The 19,627-nt window shown below is 43.2% G+C and carries 19 protein-coding genes and 1 pseudogene; 17 read left to right on the top strand and 3 right to left on the bottom strand.

Features of this window, described 5'->3' with window-relative positions; genetic code table 11:
* Positions 1-212: 212 nt before the first annotated feature.
* The 8 genes from ulaG (at position 213) to VSQ61_RS21465 (ending at position 7,304) form a co-directional block, all read left to right on the top strand.
* Positions 213-1,316, top strand: a complete 1,104-nt coding sequence (ulaG, locus tag VSQ61_RS21500) for an L-ascorbate 6-phosphate lactonase (RefSeq protein WP_334346390.1) — start codon at positions 213-215, stop codon at positions 1,314-1,316.
* An 82-nt stretch (positions 1,317-1,398) separates the two neighbouring features.
* Complete coding sequence (locus tag VSQ61_RS21495; protein ID WP_334346389.1) at positions 1,399-1,854, top strand: PTS sugar transporter subunit IIA; 456 nt, start codon at positions 1,399-1,401, stop codon at positions 1,852-1,854.
* 43 nt (positions 1,855-1,897) lie between these two features.
* Positions 1,898-3,385 carry a PTS ascorbate transporter subunit IIC gene (gene ulaA / locus VSQ61_RS21490; RefSeq protein ID WP_334346388.1) on the top strand — a complete coding sequence of 496 codons (1,488 nt, stop codon included), beginning with the start codon at positions 1,898-1,900 and terminating at the stop codon, positions 3,383-3,385.
* Between the two features lie 100 nt (positions 3,386-3,485).
* A complete protein-coding gene (locus VSQ61_RS21485; protein ID WP_334346387.1) occupies positions 3,486-3,788 on the top strand; it encodes a PTS sugar transporter subunit IIB in 303 nt (100 codons plus the stop codon).
* A gap of 110 nt (positions 3,789-3,898) precedes the next feature.
* Positions 3,899-4,666 (top strand): DeoR/GlpR family DNA-binding transcription regulator, encoded by a 768-nt coding sequence (locus VSQ61_RS21480; protein ID WP_334346386.1) that lies wholly within the window; start codon positions 3,899-3,901, stop codon positions 4,664-4,666.
* Positions 4,667-4,675: 9 nt separating this feature from the next.
* The gene (locus VSQ61_RS21475) at positions 4,676-5,722 is read left to right on the top strand and encodes a hypothetical protein (protein WP_334346385.1); all 1,047 of its coding nucleotides are present in this window, start codon (positions 4,676-4,678) and stop codon (positions 5,720-5,722) included.
* Between the two features lie 20 nt (positions 5,723-5,742).
* On the top strand, positions 5,743-6,588 hold the full coding sequence (locus VSQ61_RS21470) for an L-ribulose-5-phosphate 3-epimerase (RefSeq protein ID WP_334346392.1): 846 nt from the start codon (positions 5,743-5,745) through the stop codon (positions 6,586-6,588).
* Positions 6,589-6,608: 20 nt separating this feature from the next.
* Positions 6,609-7,304, top strand: coding sequence for an L-ribulose-5-phosphate 4-epimerase (locus VSQ61_RS21465; protein WP_334346384.1), 696 nt, complete (start codon positions 6,609-6,611; stop codon positions 7,302-7,304).
* Positions 7,305-7,386: 82 nt separating this feature from the next.
* Here the strand turns inward: VSQ61_RS21465 and VSQ61_RS21460 are convergent, their stop codons facing one another.
* The 3 genes from VSQ61_RS21460 to VSQ61_RS21450 are packed head-to-tail and all read right to left on the bottom strand — an operon-like array spanning position 7,387 to position 10,828.
* Positions 7,387-9,834, bottom strand: coding sequence for a CotH kinase family protein (locus tag VSQ61_RS21460; RefSeq protein WP_334346383.1), 2,448 nt, complete (start codon positions 9,832-9,834; stop codon positions 7,387-7,389).
* Positions 9,831-10,496 carry a YigZ family protein gene (locus tag VSQ61_RS21455; RefSeq protein WP_334346382.1) on the bottom strand — a complete coding sequence of 222 codons (666 nt, stop codon included), beginning with the start codon at positions 10,494-10,496 and terminating at the stop codon, positions 9,831-9,833. Before VSQ61_RS21455 ends, VSQ61_RS21460 begins: the two co-directional genes overlap by 4 nt.
* A gap of 23 nt (positions 10,497-10,519) precedes the next feature.
* The gene (locus VSQ61_RS21450) at positions 10,520-10,828 is read right to left on the bottom strand and encodes a DUF6514 family protein (protein ID WP_334346380.1); all 309 of its coding nucleotides are present in this window, start codon (positions 10,826-10,828) and stop codon (positions 10,520-10,522) included.
* Positions 10,829-11,039: 211 nt separating this feature from the next.
* Here VSQ61_RS21450 and VSQ61_RS21445 point away from each other — a divergent pair, with 211 nt between their 5' ends.
* From VSQ61_RS21445 to VSQ61_RS21405, 9 genes and pseudogenes are all read left to right on the top strand, one after another.
* Positions 11,040-13,652: a transglycosylase domain-containing protein gene (locus tag VSQ61_RS21445; RefSeq protein ID WP_334346379.1), complete on the top strand. Its 2,613-nt coding sequence runs from the start codon at positions 11,040-11,042 to the stop codon at positions 13,650-13,652.
* A 53-nt stretch (positions 13,653-13,705) separates the two neighbouring features.
* On the top strand, positions 13,706-14,080 hold the full coding sequence (locus VSQ61_RS21440) for a RidA family protein (RefSeq protein WP_334346378.1): 375 nt from the start codon (positions 13,706-13,708) through the stop codon (positions 14,078-14,080).
* A gap of 288 nt (positions 14,081-14,368) precedes the next feature.
* A pseudogene (locus VSQ61_RS21435) lies at positions 14,369-14,638 on the top strand (DEAD/DEAH box helicase family protein); the annotation flags it as partial.
* A 231-nt stretch (positions 14,639-14,869) separates the two neighbouring features.
* A complete protein-coding gene (locus VSQ61_RS21430) occupies positions 14,870-15,088 on the top strand; it encodes a hypothetical protein (RefSeq protein WP_160285078.1) in 219 nt (72 codons plus the stop codon).
* Complete coding sequence (locus VSQ61_RS21425) at positions 15,085-15,675, top strand: hypothetical protein (protein WP_334346377.1); 591 nt, start codon at positions 15,085-15,087, stop codon at positions 15,673-15,675. The genes VSQ61_RS21430 and VSQ61_RS21425 overlap by 4 nt, the downstream gene beginning before the upstream one ends.
* The gene (locus tag VSQ61_RS21420; RefSeq protein WP_334346376.1) at positions 15,672-15,935 is read left to right on the top strand and encodes an ABC-three component system middle component 6; all 264 of its coding nucleotides are present in this window, start codon (positions 15,672-15,674) and stop codon (positions 15,933-15,935) included. The genes VSQ61_RS21425 and VSQ61_RS21420 overlap by 4 nt, the downstream gene beginning before the upstream one ends.
* Entirely contained in the window at positions 15,892-17,598 is a 1,707-nt protein-coding gene (locus VSQ61_RS21415; protein WP_334346375.1) for a DUF2326 domain-containing protein, read from the top strand. The genes VSQ61_RS21420 and VSQ61_RS21415 overlap by 44 nt, the downstream gene beginning before the upstream one ends.
* Positions 17,599-17,722: 124 nt before the next feature.
* Entirely contained in the window at positions 17,723-18,544 is an 822-nt protein-coding gene (locus VSQ61_RS21410) for a ParA family protein (protein ID WP_334346374.1), read from the top strand.
* Entirely contained in the window at positions 18,522-19,439 is a 918-nt protein-coding gene (locus tag VSQ61_RS21405; protein WP_334346391.1) for a ParB/RepB/Spo0J family partition protein, read from the top strand. The genes VSQ61_RS21410 and VSQ61_RS21405 overlap by 23 nt, the downstream gene beginning before the upstream one ends.
* The last annotated feature ends 188 nt before the right edge of the window (positions 19,440-19,627 follow it).

Below are 19,627 nucleotides of genomic sequence, written 5' to 3'. Positions count from 1 at the left end.
GAATGATTGTGCAGTCATCACAATAATATAGGGAAAAATGCAATAAAAAACGAATTTAAATGTACATAACGAACAAAAATTTCAAATAAATCATAAAAAGAACATAAAACAGTTCAAATAATCATAAAAATGATTGAAAGAAATGAGCGGTTTCAGTAAAATATAAATATCAAGAAACAAAGAAACTTATAAAAGAAAAGGAGATGAGGGAAATGTCCAAAGTGAATGAAATCACACGAGAAAGCTGGATTATGAGTACCTTCCCAGAGTGGGGAACCTGGCTGGTGGAGGACATCGAGAGCGAGGTGGTGGCGCCCGGCAATGTGGCCATGTGGTGGCTGGGATGTACAGGTGTCTGGTTCAAAACTCCAGAGAACACCAACATTACCATTGATCTGTGGTGCGGAAATGGCAAGAGAACCCATGGCGATAATAAGATGAAGCCAGGGCATCAGATGGCAAATATGTGCGGCGGCCGCCTGATGCAGCCAAACTTAAGAAATGTGCCATTTGTAATTGATCCCTTTGCGTTCAAACATGTGGATGCAGTTCTGGCAACCCATTACCATCAGGATCATATGTCCGCTGAGTGGGCAGCACATGTCATCCAAAGCGGCATGACAACGACAGATGAGAACGGCAAGGAGATTCCGGTTCCTTTCATCGGGCCGAAAAAATCAGTAGAGACCTGGATGAAATGGGGCGTTCCCCAGGAGCGCTGCATTACCGTAAAACCGGGAGACGTCATTAAGATTAAGGATTTGGAGATTGTAGCATTAGACAGCTTTGATCGAACCTGTATTGTGACGACAGATGACACAAGCGAGAACAGAGAAGAGCTGACGGGAGTCTGCCCTACAGATATGGATGATAAGGCTGTAAACTACCTGGTAAAGACTCCAGGGGGCAATATATATCATTCCGGTGATTCGCATTTCTCTATCTACTTTGCAAAACATGGCAAGGATTATGATATTGATGTGGCGTTTGGCTCATTTGGAGAAAATCCCATTGGTATGCAGGATAAGATGACCTCTATTGATATCCTGCGCATGGCGGAGAATCTTCAGTGTAAGGTTGTAGTTCCCATTCACTGGGATGTATGGACAAATTTCCAGGCCGATTGTGAGGAAATCAAGGTTCTGTACGACTTCAAGAAGGATCGCAACGAGTACAAGTTCCATCCCTTCTTCTGGCAGGTGGGAGGCAAGTATACCTACCCACAGGATAAGGATAAAATTTACTATCATCACAGGAGAGGTTTTGAGGACTGCTTTGAGCATCCCCAGAACATACCATTCCGCTCTTGCCTGTAACGAAGTAAACAGCCCGAGAGCAGAGTATATCCCTTTATGCGCAGAACATGTGCAAATTAATGGAAGGAGAAAGGGAAATATTATGTTAAGAGAGTTTGTAGAGAAAAAACATTATCTATTTGCAGAGGAAGCGCCGGATTGGAAGGAAGCTATCCGCATGAGCTGCCGGAGCCTGGAGGCGGATGGGACAGTGGAAGCCAACTATAAGGAAGACATCATTGCCTGTGTGGAGAAGCACGGTCCCTATATTGTGATTATGCCTAACGTTGCGATGCCTCATTCCCAGGAAAATGCCGTAGGCGTGAATAAGACGGCTATTGGCTTTATGAAGCTGGAAAAACCAGTGAGCTTTGCCGCTGGAGACCCAGAAAAGGATGCCCAGTTATTTTTCACTCTGGCTTCCTGCAATCCCGAGCAGCATCTGAATAATATGATGAAGCTGTCTGATATGCTTATGGATGAAAATGTGGTAAAAGCTTTGGAAAAAGCAAAGACACCGGAGGATTTATTGAAGATTCAGGAGCAATACCTGGATTAACAAAAGGTAAAATAAGGAATGTATGTTGGAAAGGAGTAAGTGTATGGATATTTTAATGAGAGTGTGGTCGTATTTTGCTACAAATATTTTACAGCAGCCGGCGTTTATGATTGGCCTGATTGTAGCTCTTGGTTATATTTTGCTGAGAAAACCTTGGTATGATGTACTTGCAGGTGTAATTAAAGCAATTGTAGGATATTTGATTTTGACAGTTGGTTCATCAGGATTGGTCAGTAACTTCCGCCCTGTATTGGTAGGACTGAAAGATCGTTTCAATATGGATGCTATGGTTATTGACCCCTACTTCGGACAGAATGCAGTTACTGCAGGCGTAGAAGAAGTGTTCGGAAAAGGCTTTGGCGATGCCATGATTCTTCTGCTGATTGCATTTATCGTAAATATTCTGCTGGTACGTTTCAGCAAGATTACAAAGCTGCGTGCTCTGTTTACTACAGGGCATGTACAGGTACAGCAGGCAGCAACAGCTTACTGGCTGATTATGTTTGCACTTCCGGGTCTTTTGACGCATAATGTGGCTCTGATTGTTGTTATGGCAGTGATTCTTGGAGCATACTGGGCAGTGGGCTCCAACCTGATTATCAAGCCCTGCCAGGAATTGACAGACGGTGCAGGCATTACATTAGCCCATCAGCAGATGTTCGGCATTGCTCTGAACACCTGGCTGGCAGAAAAGTTTTTTGGTAAGAAGAAGGATGGCAAAGAAGTTAAGAAGATTGGTGATATTGAGCTTCCGGGCTTTATGTCCATCTTCAATGAGAACATGGTATGTACTTCTATTCTAATGCTGATTTTCTTTGGAGCAATTCTCTGTATCCTGGGAAGAGATTACCTGACAGAACAGGGTTTCCTGGCAGAAGGCGCAAGTATGGTATTCTATGTTATTCAGACATGTCTGTACTTTGCAGTATATCTGGCAATCCTGCAGCTGGGCGTTCGTACTTTCGTTACGGAGCTGACGCAGTCCTTCCAGGGTATTGCAGATAAGATTCTTCCGGGTTCCGTACCTGGCGTAGACTGCGCAGTAGCATTTGGTTTCGGGTCTGCTAATGCGGTTCCTCTGGGCTTCCTGGCAGGTTTTGTAGGACAGATTCTTGCAATTGTAGTTTTAGTAGCGCTGCAGAGCCCTGTACTTGTAATCTGCGGATTCGTCCCGGTGTTCTTTGATAATGCAACCATTGCAATCTTTGCAAATGAGAAGGGCGGTATTAAGGCAGCACTTATTCTGCCATTTATTTCTGGTCTTTGCCAGGTGTTTGGTTCTGCGCTTATTGCAGGCTGGGTAGGAATGGCAGCATACGGCGGATACCTTGGAATGTGGGATTGGGCCGTTGTATGGCCGATAATGACTGGCGCAATGAAGTTCTTAAGCTATGCAGGCGTTGCAATTGTAGCTATTGCACTTTTGGCAATTCCCCAGCTTCAATATCGTGCAGATAAGGAAGGCTACTTCCTGATGACCGAGGATTATGAGGCATACAAAGAGATGAAGGAAAAAAGAGCAGCAAAATAAAAAAGTAATAGAAAAAGATTGATTTTTATGAAAAATTTTACTATCATAATGATAGAACAATCATAAATTTCACAAACAAAAAGAAAAGGAGATTGTGGCTATGGCAAAGGAGAATATGAGTTTTTTGGTATGCTGTGCAAATGGAGCAGGTTCTAGCTTGATGATGAAGATGACGCTGGAAAAGACGCTCAAGAAATTGGGCATTAAGCCGGGCAAGATTCATCATTGCGCCCTTTCCGAGGGAAAGAGTGCAGCGCCTCAGTTCGATGTAGTATTTTGTGCACAGAACTTTACCAACATGTTCAAGGATGCTGAGAAGAAGGGAAGTACTGTGATTGGCCTTCGTAATATTATGTCCATGCAGGAGATGGAAGAGAAGCTGAAAGAAGCCGGTATCGAATAAGAAGGATAAAGGCATTTGTATAACGAAGACAGCCGAGAAGAGAGTGTCTTCCGGGTAGAATCAGCCGGAAGGCAACTCTCTTTTTAGCTTTGTAAAGGAGGGAGAACCATATGAAAATGAGCCGGACTATTGTAAACGGCCGGAGAGAAAAAGTATTGGAGCTTGTGCGGGAGAATGGCAATGTGTCGGTCAATCAACTGGCAGAGCAGTTTCAGGTATCTCCCTTAACTATTCGAAGAGATCTGCAGTACTTGGAGGATCACAAGCTTCTGGAACGTTTTTATGGAGGAGCCAGAAATAACAATACGCTGACTGGAGCCGATTTTGGAGAAAATCAAAAGCAGCTCCGCAGAGAGCGGATAGCCAGGTATGCGGCCAGCCTGGTGGAAGATGGGGACAGTATTTTTATCAATACCAGTTCTACCGCCCTGGCTATGGTGAAATATATCACCAGCAGAAATGTAACGATTATAACCAACAATGGAAATATTATAAATGAAAAAAATCCATCCCATGCCACCATTATCCTTTTGGGAGGAGAGCTACGCTATGTAAAGGGCGCCATGGTAGGGGATTTTGCCATGAATAATCTGAGCCAGGTAACTGCGAAAAAGAGCTTTATGGGGTGCGGAGGCATTAGCCCGGACACGGGAATGACCACAGAACTGCTCAATGAGGTAAACCTCAATCAGATGATGTTTGAGCGTGTGAGCAGAGCTTCATATATTTTGGCAGACTGTACTAAGCTGGGAAAGCGGAGCAGTTTTATAAGCTGTCCTCCGGAACTAATAGCCAATATTATTACGGATACAGATGCCCCTATGGAGATTGTCCGAGAGTTTCAGGAAAAGGGGATTTGGGTTCATCAGGTAGATTAGGAGGAAAAAATGAAAATAAATAAAATCAAAACACATGAATTGGAAAAATGTTATTCCATTTGTCCGCTGAATTATAACGGCAAGAAGCATATACTGATTGCCGCAGAGAAGGTCAATAAATGCCTTCTCTTTGATTTGGACGGCAATTTGGAAGAAACAGTATGGGAGGGACCAGGAGGAACCATGACTATGGTACAGCTTCCGGGAAGCAACGGGGAATTCCTTGCAACTCACAAGTTCTATTCTCCCAATGACTCCAAAGAAGCAAAGATTATTTTGGCATCCCCAAAAGGAAAGGATAACTGGGAGATTAAGACGCTGGTGGATCTGCCCTTTGTGCATCGCTTCGATATTCTTACCAGCGGCGGAGTGAATTATCTTATTGCCTGCGCATTGAAGTCGGGGCATGAGCATAAGGAAGATTGGAGCAGCCCGGGAAAGATTTGGGTGTGTGAGCTTCCGGAGGATTTGAGCGAGATCAATGAAGAAAATCAACTTTCCCTCACGGTTTTAAAAGAAGGACTTTTAAAGAATCATGGTTATTGCCGTGTGGAAGAAGCAGACGGCGTATGGGCAGCAGTTGCGGCGGACAATGGTATTTTTAAAGTAATTCCTCCGGTCAGAAAGGGCGGAGAATGGACGGTGGAGACCCTGATAGAAGAAGCGGCCAGCGATATGACCTTTGCAGACTTTGACGGAGACGGCGAGAAGGAGATGCTGGTGATGGCACCATTTCATGGGGATACTATCCGGATTTACAAGATGGTGGATGGTGCGTATACCTGTATAAAGACTTTTGAAGAAAAATATGAATTTGCCCATGGCATCTGGGGAACAGAGATTGATGGCAAAGGTGCAGCCATCATCGGACACAGAAAAGGGAAACGAAATCTTCTGGCATGTATCTACGATGGCAGAGATTATGTTATGGAGGTTTTGGATGAGGATGTAGGACCGGCAAATGTGCGCAGTTATGACAAGGGTACAAAGACAGGCCTGGTGTCCGCTAACCGGGAAATTGATGAAATTGCATTCTATGAGATAGAAAGCTTATAAAGGAGAAAGAAGGAAAAATGATGAAAGCGTACACCATTGGCCTGTATGAGAAGGCTATGCCAAAAGAACTGAGCTGGAAGGAAAAGCTGAAAGCGGCAAAGGAAGCGGGATATGACTTCGTGGAGATCAGTATTGATGAGACCGACGAAAAGCTGGCCCGTCTTGAATGGACGAAGGAGGAACGCCTGGAACTTATAAAGACAATGTTTGAGGTGGGAATCCCCATTCGTACTATGTGTTTGTCAGGACATCGAAAGTATCCAATCGGAAGCGGTGATCCGGATATCTGTAAGAGAGGAATGGAGATTATGGAAAAAGCAATTCAGCTTGCAGATGATCTGGGGGTCCGCATTATTCAGCTTGCAGGCTATGATGTGTATTATGATCCTTCTACCCCGGAAACGGCAGCCAGATTTGGGGAGAATTTAAAAAAATGCACACTTATGGCAGCCAGAGCCGGTGTCCTTATGGGTTTTGAGACCATGGAAACAGAATTTATGAATACCTGTCAGAAATCTATGGACTATGTGAAAGCTGTCAATTCTACCTATTTGAATGTTTATCCAGATTGTGGTAATATAAATAATGCGGCGATTACCTATGGTACAGATGTGCTGGAGGATTTGAGAAGCTGCAAGGGTCATATTACTTCTATGCATCTGAAAGAAACAGAGCCAGGAAAGTTTCGGGATATGATGTTTGGGGATGGACAGGTGGATTTCCCATCAATGATTGACACAGCATGGGCCATGGGTGTACGCAAATTTGTAACAGAGTTCTGGTATCTTGGCAACGAGAAATGGAAAGAGGATCTGCTTTTTGCCAATAAGTCCATGAGGACTTTACTGGATCAAAAAGAAAATTAAGACAGGGAAGGAGAAAGAACATGTTAGAAGCACTGAAAAAACAGGTTTATGAGGCCAATATGGAGCTGCCCAGGCGGGGGCTGATTACCTACACGTGGGGAAATGTCAGCGGAATAGACCGGGCAAGCGGTTTATTCGTAATCAAACCCAGCGGAGTGGATTACGATGAATTAAAGCCGGAAGATATGGTTGTCATGGATCTTGACGGCAATAAGGTGGAGGGAGATTACAATCCTTCTTCCGACACGCCTACACATCTGGAGCTCTACAAGGCATTTACAGAGGTAGGGGGCATTGTGCATACCCATTCTCCCTGGGCGACCTCCTGGGCACAGGCAGGAAGAAGCATTCCCTGTTACGGAACTACACATGCAGATTATTTTTATGGAGAGATTCCCTGCGCCAGAAGCCTGACAGCAGAGGAGATCAACGGAGAATATGAGAAGAATACAGGTCTGGTAATTATTGAAACATTCCAGGGAAAGAATCCCATGCATATTCCCGGCGTGCTCTGCACTAATCATGGCCCCTTTACCTGGGGAACCGATGCGGATAACGCTGTTCACAATGCAGTTGTTCTTGAGGAAGTGGCAAAGATGGCCTGTCGTACAGAACTGTTAAAGCCCGGCGCAGCGCCGGCGCCCCAGGTGATTCAGGATAAGCATTTCTTGCGGAAGCATGGAGAAAATGCTTACTATGGACAGATAAAAAGATAGTGTGAAATAAGATAATATAAAAAGAGACTGCCGCAAAATGTGAGCTTTTATTTCATTTGCAGCGGTCTCTTTTCGTTTTTGCTCATTTAGAAAAAATGGCTTTTACAGATGGGGTGGTGCCGCCCCTCAATTGTATTTGAACCGTTGGCGCTGTAGAATTGGACAAAATCTGGCAGTCTGTGACTTCCCAGCCCAGGAACGTGTGACCATCTAATGGTTCAGCAGTAAGGGTTAAAGGATAATCAGTGTAATAACTTCCCGTCCAGCTGCCGGATGTAAGATCCGGGGAGAGGGTATTCAATGTTATGATTCCGCCCTCCGGGTTCTCGGCGGACAGGGTCAAAGGAACAAGCTCTCCGGTCAGGGAAAAATGTTTGGCAAGGTAAGGGACGATTGCGTCATATCGGTTTGCAAAAAAGCTGCGCAGTTCTTCTATTTGATCTTCAAAAGGTGCATCCAAAGGGACCGTATTCCAGCGTTCGTAGCTTTTGGCGGCGGCATTGGAATATTGCGCTTCCAACTGATCAAGGAGGGGCAAAACTCTGGAAGGCTTAAAATTCTCATTGGCCATATCCATAAAGGTCAAAACAAACTGACGCCGGAAATCCTCATTTCTCATGAGGGAAGGCATAGGTTCGTCATCCAGAAATCCGGCAGGAGAATAGTCGGGACAATCTACAAAGGAGTCGATCAAATAGGCCGGTGAATCTGAATTGATTCCAACGCCAAGAGAATCATCCAGATCGTAAAGCATCCATCGCCATTTTCCGTCTTCATATTCTTTCCAGCCAGGAAGGGAGGCTCTCCACGTAAATACATTGCCGCCCAGAGGCTTTGAATCTGTATTGGCAATATAGATATTGGTGCACATCCAATCAATAAAGCTCTGCATATCCATCAGTTCCTGAAGATCCTCATAAAGTCCTGGGTCGGACATGTCCAAGTCCAAGTAATTCTGAAGATATTGGAACTGGGATACATCATCGGGATCTCCCTCCTGAACTTCCCAGGCAGTCTTGATTAGAAGACTGTTTTCTTTTTCTATTCCATAGTGGTTTTCCAGGTATTCTGCAGAATATTTTTCCATTAAGTAATACATTCCCCAGTATTCTCCGTTTAGAAAAACCTGACAGGGTGTATATCTCTGAACGGCAGCAGAACGATCTTCCACCAAAGAAAAGAAAAATACTTTTTTCAGCTCTTTGCTGCTGTTTAAAATCAGATCTGGATAAGAAAAACCAGTATCAAAAAAAACAGGAGCAAAGGTATCGGAACCATAACGCTTTCTGGCAAATAGAGTAAAGCTTTTTTGCGGAAAGCTTCGGGATTCATTTCCGCGAATGCGGATACCGCATTCTTCTTCTAACAGCAGGCTGTGACTGCTGTCCATAAGAGTCAGATGGGCAGGCCGTTCAGAAATAGTTCCTCTCAGATAGTAATTCAGGTAATCTGTTAATTTGCTCCAAGAAAGATCGGGACTGATTTCCGCATTTGCAACCCCCTGCTCATAGCGGCTGCCGCGGACATAGATTCCGCTATGATCATCAAAAAGATTTGCAGGATCTGTCACAAGGGAGAGAACGGAAATATTTTCCAGGCCGGTTTTCTTTTCAAAGTCAAGAAAATAGGAAGCAGTAATTGTTTGACTGTAGTTTCCGCTTTCGTCATATGCAGCTGCCCGCAGAATCAGTGCTTTGTCAACAGGTGTGTCAGGGGAAGCATAGGCGCTCGTTTGCGAAGTGATATCTTCCCGAACTGAAAATACATTACTGTTTGGACTTGGATCTGAAAAAGTCAATGGTCCTGTATAGAAGTAATCATCTGGTGTGGGTTCACTTCCATCCAAAGTATAATAGACAGAAAGATTCTCGGGGACCTGAATCTGAACTGTAAATGGGGCAGTATAAAAACCGCTTTCCATAGAAAAAGCAGGAGACTCCAACAGGAGAGAGGCAGTTTGGTTAGAAGCTCCGGGAGACGGACGCATCGCTTTTGGAACTCCCATACCATCCTCTGTGCGTGCATATACGATTCCAGGGGACAGAGAGGGAATAAAAAGAGAGTCAATGGGGAAAAAGTTTTTAGTGCCATTTTGGGATTCGGCGCAGTAACTAAGGGTGATGGTTTCATTTTCGGAGAGACGGAAAGGCAGACTGTCATAACCCTCGGGAACAGAGCCGTCTCCGCCGTCGGCATAGACTACATAGTAGCCGCCTGCCGGAATGATGCCGCCAGACAGGGGGACCAGAGCATAATCTTTGGTGGTATCTGACAGATACAGGTGATCCAGCGAGATCTCCGTATCAGAAGGATTATACAGTTCAATGTAATCCTCATAGATAAATGCTTCACCGGTCTTAGTTCCAGGGTTTATGGTACAGACCTCATTGATGCGGAGAAGAAAAGCAGGTTCGTCAGGATGCGCCTGGTAATAGGAGGCGGAAACGGAAGAAATGAGAAAAAACAGTGAGCCTGCCGTCAGCAGACTCAATAAAAGTAAATTACGTCTGGGGATAAGGCCCATTTTCATATTACTTCCTCCTCAAATAAAAGTGTCTTCCCGTCCGAAAGCGCATACAGACACGGAGCTCCGGCCTTTAAGAGAGCCTGTCCGCTGGTGCTCTCTGTGATTGATGAGGTGATGGCTTTCAAAAGGGAAACGGGAACAAGGGCTTCCAGAAGAACGGAATCTGTATATTCGGAACGAAGAATCGGAATCTTATCTTGACTTAGAATATACTGGATCTTTCCGATGCCGTTATAATCTGTATGAATGGTCAGAGGGATACCGGGACGTTTATCCAGAATCACAGCCTGACGCAGGCCCTCCCGAACGGCAGCAGAATAAGCCCGCACAAGACCACCGGTTCCCAACAGTGTGCCGCCGAAATAGCGTGTGACTACAACGGCAGTATCGTGTATGTTTTCGCCCAAAAGAACATCCAGCATAGGTCTCCCGGCAGTTCCGGCAGGCTCACGATCATCGCTGCAGCGAGTAAGCTGGTGATTATTTCCTATGGTAAAAGCAGTACAGTTATGGGAAGCATCCCAGTACTGTCTGCGAATGCGTTCAATAAAAGCCAATGCATCTTCTTCGGACTTTACAGGCTCCACTGTGGCAATAAAACGTGATTTTTTTTCTGTTATCTCACCTATACCGCCTATGTAAGTAAAACTGTACGATTCTGACATAAGGATTCCTTTCATATATAAATCTAGGAAGCCTGTCCACTTTCACCAGTCATCATGTCATCTACGATTTCCAACAGACAGACGGGTGTGACTGCATTGGTAATCAGCCGCCGGAGCATCTGTCGGGCAAAGGCTTCTGAGTGAGAGACAGGCGGAGTGCTTTCTGTTTCCTCCACATCAGGCTTCTCTGCGATAGACTTTTTGATGCAGATACGGTAGAGAGGGGTTATGGACTGAGGCTGTTCTTCTTCGATGAGGTAATATTTCAGATTCAGCAGGTTTCCTTTTTCATCTGCGACAGCCCGGGTTTCAATTAAAAATTCCTTTTGCATGATACTCTCCTTCTTCAGATTCCTTTTGGAGAGTATTATAAAGGGTATTAGCCGCAAAGACTGTCGAAAACTGTCCTGAGAATTAAAAAGTTACATTAAAAATATTATAAAGAAACCTTATCAAAAACGCAAGATAATGTGAATTTTTATTTTTGACTTTATTCCCGCAGGAATATTTGCTATAATGATTGGATGTAGAGGAGGCTAAAAAATGAACTATGGAAAGAGAGGGACTTCAAAAAAGCAGAAGTCTATGAACTCCAAAGCTCCAAAAATTGGGAAAAAAGCATGTGCTTTATTTATAAAAGCATTTTTTGTCTGCTTGCTGGCCGCAGGTGTTGCAGGTATGTGTGCAGGAATTGGTGTCGTAAAGGGGGTCATTGACAATGCCCCTGGCATTGACAGCACTAGTGTTATTCCTACAGGATACAAATCCGTGATGCTGGACTCTGAAGGCGGGCAGATGACGGAACTGGTGGCGGCAGGTTCTAACCGTATATGGGTAGATATTGAGAATGTTCCGCAACATGTCCAGGATGCCTTTGTGGCTATTGAAGACGAGCGATTCTATGAGCATAACGGAATTGACTTAAGGGGAATTATACGTGCAGGTGTCCGCGGAGTTGCCAGCGGCTTTAAGAGGACAGAGGGCGCCAGCACCATAACCCAGCAGTTATTGAAGAACAGTGTATTTGATTTTATGAGTGAAAGCACTACGGCAGAAAAGGTGGAACGAAAGCTTCAGGAGCAGTTTTTGGCAGTAGAATTGGAAAAGAATATGACCAAGGAGGAGATCCTGGAAGCATATCTGAACACCATTAATCTAGGGCAGAATTCTCTTGGAGTTCAGGCAGCGGCCAATCGCTATTTTAATAAGGATGTGAAGGACCTTACCATTTCCGAGGCAGCAGTAATTGCCGGAATCACCAAGAGCCCTACCGGATATAATCCTATCAGCAATCAGGAGAAGAACAGGGAAAGACAGGAGCTGGTCCTGCAGTATATGAGGGATCAGGGGTATATAACCTCCAGTGAATATGAGGAGGCCATAACTGACGATGTGTATGCCCGTATTCAGACCACCAATCAGACCAAAAGCGAAACAGAAGTCTTTTCTTACTATGTGGATGCTACCATTGAGCAGGTGCTCAATGACCTTCAAGAGGTTAAGGGATATACCTCGCAGCAGGCATATAATCTGGTTTATTATGGAGGCTTGACCATTGAGACGGCTCAGGATCCGGAGATTCAGGCGATTATGGATGAAGAGCTGGGCAATGAAGAGAACTATCCCCCTAATGTACGCATTGGCTTGGACTATGCTCTGACAGTTGTAAAGCCAGATGGTGAACAGGTAAATCACAGTAAGGAAATGATGGAGGCGTATTTTAAAAAGAACGAATCCTCCAGTTTTGAACTTCTCTTTGATACAGAGGAAGAAGCACAGAGTTACATTGATGCCTACAAGGCAGCTGTAGTGGAAGAAGGCGATACCGTATATGAGCGAGCGGAAATGACTATCCAGCCTCAAGCTTCTATGGTTGTGATGGATCAGGCTACAGGATATGTAAAAGGAATTGTAGGAGGCCGTGGGGAAAAGACAGCTAATCTTACCTTGAACCGGGCAATAGATACAGTGCGTCAGCCAGGATCAACCTTTAAGGTGGTGGCTGCTTATGCGGCTGCTTTAGATTCGGCAGGTATGAGCCTTGCAACCACACAATATGATGCACCCTATAATTATGAGGGCGGACGCCCGGTACGGAACTGGAATGGCGAAGCATATCAGGGATGGACATCCCTGCGCAAAGGTATTGAGCAGTCTATGAATATTGTGGCAGTTAAGACACTTACAGATATTACGCCGGCACTTGGCATTACTTATCTGGAAAATATGGGAATTACGACGCTGCAGAAAGAGACTGTCAATGGAAACAATGACTATACCCAGGCCATGGCATTGGGCGGACTTACCAGAGGTGTGACCAATCTGGAACTGACAGCCGCTTATGCTACGATTGCCAACGGCGGTGTTTATACAAAGCCTGTATTCTATACCAGAATTTTGGATCGTGACGGTAATGTACTGATTGATAATTCAGTATCCTATACCAGAACGGTGCTGAAAGACAGTACGGCATGGCTTTTGACAAGCGCTATGAAGGATGTAGTAAATCAGGGTACTGGCGGCGCGGTTCGCTTCAGCGGCATGACGATTGCAGGAAAAACCGGTACTACATCTAAAAATAATGACGTCTGGTTTGTAGGATATACGCCTTATTATACGGCCGGCATCTGGGGCGGCTTTGACAATAACCATAAGCTTGGGAAGGGAGAGACAAGTTATCATAAGCTTATCTGGAAAAATGTTATGTCACGAATTCATGAGAATCTGGAGAACAAGGATTTCCCCAAGCCAGATTCTGTTACCAGCGCAACTGTTTGTGCGGCATCAGGGAAGCTTCCGATTCCCGGAGTCTGCGGGGCGATAAAGTCAGAGTATTTTGCGGCAGGGAGTACGCCTACAGAGTACTGCAATGTGCATGTGGCAGGTGAGGTATGTATAGAGAGCGGAGGATTGGCTACAGATGCTTGTCCTCTTCATGAATACCGAATAATTACTTTGGTGCCGGAGAACAATGATGTTTCAGGTTCGCCCCTTGTGGCAATGCCCTGTCCGTTACATTTCGGCAACTTGATCGGAGGAATTGTGCAGCCAAATTCAGCAGATGGGATGATGCCGGGAGATATTGGTGACCAGCCGGAAGGAGAGATTCCGCAGGAAGCAGGTGCGCCGGAAGGAGAGATTGCTATGCCTCAGTAGAAATGAGGATTTAGCAGGATAAAAGAATAAAAAAGAAGATAGGAGAAAAGAGCGTGAGAGTAATATCAACTACAAAAGCGCCGGCGGCTATTGGTCCCTATTCTCAGGGGATGGAAGTAAACGGATTTATTTTTTCTTCCGGCCAGATTCCGGTGAATCCGGAGACAGGTGAGGTTCCGAAGGGGATTGAAGCGCAAGCGCGCCAGAGTTGCAAGAATGTGGGAGAGGTTCTGAAGGCTGCGGGGATTGGCTATGAGAATGTAATAAAAACAACTTGTTTTTTGGCTGATATGGCTGATTTTGGTGCGTTTAATCAGGTGTATGAGGAGTACTTTGTATCTAAGCCGGCAAGGAGCTGCGTTGCGGTGAAGGAGCTGCCTAAGGGAGTGCTTTGTGAGGTTGAGGCCATTGGGGTGAAAGAGAGTTAGGACTATCTTGAAGCGCTGTGGTGACTGATGAAAATGGAATGATGAGCAAAAAGAGGTACAGAACAAAAAGCTTACTTGTTCTGTACCTTTTTTACTGTGCGCCTTGCGGCGCACGTTTCTGTTTATGGGATTTAAGTCTGTTTTTCAGAGAGATGGCTGAGTGCAGCGAAAGAAAAATGGACAAAAATCGAATATTTGTTCCTTTTTCTATGTACTTTTAAAAGGATTTTTGTTATAATAAGCCTTGCTTAATGGGATTATATAATGTATTCATAAAGGAGGACTTTCATGGATCATTTTGAACTGGTATCGGAATACCAACCAACGGGTGATCAGCCGCAAGCCATTGAACGGCTGGTACAGGGTTTTAAAGAAGGCAATCAATGTGAAACGCTTTTGGGCGTTACTGGTTCCGGTAAAACTTTCACAATGGCGAATGTTATCCAACAATTAAATAAGCCAACGCTCATAATCGCTCATAATAAGACATTAGCGGCCCAGCTTTATGGTGAATTCAAAGAATTCTTTCCCAATAACGCAGTGGAATATTTTGTGTCCTAATTTGGGGACAGGGTGAAAACCGCATTATTTAGTGTTATTTGGTGCTGATTGTACCGTATTTTGTGGACAAGATGGGGGATTATGGACGAAATAACACTAGGCGGACGGGTGGAGTTTGTGACCTGGATTCGTGTAATGGACTGGATAGCACAAAATTATGATGCGAGGATATAGACTAGTATAATAAATTTTGTTAAAATAGTAATGGAACTTAGGAGGAGAAAGAAAATGGATTGGACATTGATATTTACTGCGATAGGGGCCGTGGCTACAGTTATTTCAACGATTATAGCAGTAAGAGCGAAAAACGAATCGAAAAGGATATTGGAACAAATAAAAGAAGAACATAGTAGAAATATTGAAAATAAAGGAAATATGCGGGTTTCAAATAGTGGGAATAATTCCGGTATTTTAATTGGAAATAATTCGGGAGACATTCATAAATGACAAGAAATGATTACAAAATAGATAATAGTGGAAGCAATCAAGGATTGATTGTAGGAGAGAACAAAGGAAATATCGAAGTTTCAATTAAAAATGCTGTGAGAATTCCTTCGTTAATCTCAGCTGTAGTAAAATCATTGGGAGAAGTATGTTCAAGTGACGATATAGAAAGCACATTTGATTCGAAAGAGTTTAAACCAGATGAAAAGATAGAATATAATCATGTGATTAAGTATAAGGATATAATAAGGTATTTTTCTGCGTATTATTCTATCTGTGAAGGGTACTTAAACGCTTATGATGATTCCAACATGAGAGGAAAAGCAAAAATACTGAATTGTGTCTATTCATGGTATATGAAGGAAAGAGGAACTATTTTGCTAGAAAACAAAGATTTTGGTAAAGAAGATATTGATATAATAAGACAAAATTCAGATAAGATAATAGACATGGTACAGGACAAAATATTTGAGACTGTAAAAGCTGCGAATGAAATAGATATTATGTACATAGAGGATATGGAATTAGGAGTGACATGTTTTACATGTTATTGTTTTATGGAGTGCAAAATATTGGAGAAACCATTATGATTGTGAATGTTGAACGTGAACCGAATAGGTCTTTATATTATTTAGGTGGAATTCTATTAACTATTTTAGAACAAAGAAAAGTTATACCTATAGAAGAAATTTTATTAGAGGTTCAACAACAAATCAATGAGAAGATTCATGTAGATTTTATTTATTATGCTTTAGATTGGCTTTTTATACTGTCACTTATAAAAATAAAGGAAGGAAAGGTGTATTATGAAAATAAAAAAGTTAATAGTACGCAAAACACAGCCTTCTGAAGATATTATTAGAGACATAACATTTAATTTAAAAGGACTTAATTTGATTGTAGATAATACACCTGAAGATCTTATTGAAAGTGGCAATAGTGTTGGTAAATCTACAACAATAAAGATAATTGATTTGTGTTTAGGGGCAAAATCCGTTAGAGAGCTTTATTATGATTCAGATACAAGAAGTGATAATAAAGATGTGAAAGATTTTTTGAGTGAATATAAAGTTCAGGCCGAGTTGATTTTGGTAGACCAAAAAGGGAAACTATATTCAATTAAAAGGGATTTATATCCTAGAGGAAACAAGTATATTTTAGATGAGAGTTATAATCAACAGGAGTTTTGGAATGAGTTAAAGAGATTATTATTTAATTTAAGTGAGCCAAATCCGACATTTAGGCAGTTGATACCAAAATTTGTAAGATTGGAAAATACGGCGGAAGATAAGATGATAAAATATCTGCCGATAATGACTACATCGGATGACTATGATGCGATTTATTGTTTCTTGTTTCAGATATATACCGAAAAGTTGATTAGCAAAAAGAATGAACTTGCAGGAAGAATAGCCGAGTGCCAAAAAACAATTCAAGCATTAGAAAAAAGTAAAAGTATAACATCATTAAGTCTTTTGAAACAGTCGCTTGAGATTATTGATTCCGATCTGGCAGATTTATATAAAAAAAGACAGCAGTTATCTTATATGGATTCTTATAGAGACGAATTAGATACAAAACGAAAGCTAACAGTACGCATCAACGATTTACAAGAAAAAATGCAGTTAGTGGATTTTGAGATAGAGAATATAAATAAGAGTATTGAAAATCTTTCTAAAGAGAAAAGGGATATTGATTTTGGTACGTTAAAAGTAATTTATACGGAAGCTCAAAGTTATATGCCTGATTTGCAAAAGAGTTTTGAAGAAATGGTGAATTTCCATAATTCAATGATACAAAATAGGATTGACTTTATTAAAGGGCAGTTATATACAAAACAGGAATTATTAGAACAATATTCGAAACAGTTATCCGAAATTTTAAAGGAGAAAGAAAAAATAACCATAGAAGTTTTGGATGAAGGATTGCTGGATGAACTGAATATGCTTAATCGGAAGATTGAAGAGTTATCGTTGAAAAAGGGAGAGATACAACAGTCTATTCATTTGTTGGAAGAACAGGAGCAGATACGTCAAAATCTTAATAGAGAATTTTCTGATATTGAAAAACAAATGAATAATGAAAAAATAGAAGATAAGATTAAGACATTCAATCAAATATTTTCTGACTATTGTCAAAGACTTTATGGAGAAAAATATTTGTTGGCTTATAATGAAAATTGGAAGGAGGAAAAAAAGTTTCCTATTAGTATTGCGTCGCTTGGAGGAAAAGTTGGAACAGGAAAGAAAAAAGCAGTTATCGTTGCATATGATTTAGCTTATATGCAATATAGTATAGAACTGGGAATGAATGTTCCACAATTTGTTATTCATGATAAAATGGAAAATACACATATAAATCAGCTAAAAACAATTTTTGAGATTTGTGAAGGGATTAAAGGACAGTATATTATCCCAATATTGCGGGAACGTATTGATAAAGTGGAGCAGAAATATATTGAAAAAGCAAAAATATTAGAATTAAGTTCCTCTGATAAGTTTTTTGGGATTTAAATGACAGCCGATTGATTTTCAAAACGAGAATCAGTCGGTTTTTTTATTGCCCAAAACCCATACATAGCCATTCTGTCTTATGCGGAGTGGCTATTAAATTTTTCAGGAAAGGAGGTAAACCGTGATGTCTAAATGTAAGGTAATCGCTCTTGCAAACCAGAAAGGCGGAACGGGTAAGACCACGACTGCCGTAAACTTAGGGATAGGGCTTGCAAATGAGGGAAAGAGGGTGCTGCTTGTGGACGCCGATCCGCAGGGGGACTTGACAACCTCTTTGGGTTGGGCAGACCAGGACAATCTTTCTGTCACGCTGGCAACGCAGATGGAAAAGATTATCCGTGACGAACCGATGGAAGCGGGCGAAGGGATTTTACACCATGACGAGGGTGTAGACCTGATTCCGGCGAATATCGAGCTGTCAGGCATGGAAATCATGCTTGTAAACGCCATGAGCAGGGAGTTCACCATGAAATCTTATCTTGGCGGGTTGAAAAAGGATTATGACTATATCCTGATTGACTGTATGCCGAGCTTGGGTATGCTCACCATCAATGCGCTTGCGGCGGCGGATAGCGTGATTGTCCCGGTGCAGGCGCATTATCTGCCCTTAAAGGGAATGACACAGCTTATGAAAACCATAGGAAAGGTACAGAGACAGATTAACCCCGGACTAAAGGTAGATGGTGTGTTATTGACGCTGGCAGATATGCGGACAAACCTTGCCCGTGCCACAGCCGACAATTTAAGGCAGAATTACGGGAGGGTAATCAAAGTGTACCAGACGGTCATCCCCGTTGCGGTGAAAGCGGCGGAAACCAGCGCCGCAGGGCAGAGCATTTACAGCTATGACAGGAACGGTGCGGCGGCAAAGGCGTATGGAGCATTTACGAGGGAGGTGATACGCAGTGGCGAAAGAGATAAAAATGCCGCTTCCCTCAGCCGCTGACCTGTTCAGCACGCAGGAGGAACGGGACAACGAAAGCCGGGAATCCGTCAGGGAAATCCCATTGGAGGAAATCAGCGATTTTCCCAACCACCCGTTTAAAGTGAAGATGGACGAAAGCATGGCGGATATGGCGGAGAGCGTAAAGCAGTATGGCGTTCTGGTGCCTGCCCTTGTCCGTGAAAAGCCGGAGGGCGGTTATGAAATGATAGCCGGACACAGGCGTAAAATGGCAAGCGAGCTTGCAGAAAAAAAGGAGATCCCCTGCATTGTCCGTAACCTTACAGATGATGAAGCCATTATAATTATGGTAGATTCAAACCTGCAAAGGGAGCAGATATTGCCGTCAGAAAAAGCGTTTGCCTACAAGCTGAAACTGGATGCAATGAAAAGACAGGGTAAACGCACTGATTTAACTTCCGAGCCAGTGGCGTGGAAGTTAAAAGGGAAAGAATCTGCTGAAATATTAGGACAGCAGGTGGGTGAAAGTAAAGATACAGTGCGTCGCTATATCCGTTTAACCGAGCTAATTACACCGATATTGGATATGGTTGACAGCGGTAAAATCGCCATACGTCCAGCGGTAGAGTTGTCTTACCTGCCGAAAGAGCAACAGACAATTCTGCTTGACACCATGCAGTTAGAGGACTGCACACCGAGCCATGCGCAGGCGATTAAAATGCGTAAATTTGCAGACGAGGGGAGGCTGAATGAGGACGTCATCCTCTCTATTTTATCAGAGGAAAAGGGGAACCAGAAGGAACAGTTTCGTATGCCAAAAGAGCGTATCAGCAGATATTTTTCACCGGGGACGCCTGCGAAACAGATGGAAGATACGATTGTAAAGGCATTGGAGCTGTACCGGAAACGGGAGCGGGGCAAGGACAGGGAACGGTAACATTGAGGCTTTCCACCGTGGGGCAACTATGCCCTTTTGCGGATAGCCTTTTTCACCGTTTCCCCCTTCCCACACCCTACCCCTTTCCGTTACCAGCCGAATACCAGCCGAAAAAACAATAAGGAGCCGGTGGCTATCCTTTTTCTGGCTGGCACAACAGAACCAGCAGTTTACCAACCCTGCATACC

Origin of the sequence: Candidatus Merdisoma sp. JLR.KK006, assembly GCF_036941035.1 — a bacterium.
GTDB lineage: Bacteria > Bacillota > Clostridia > Lachnospirales > Lachnospiraceae > Laedolimicola.
Note: the sequence above shows the minus strand (reverse complement) of the source record. Positions and strands in the feature narration are given on the sequence as shown.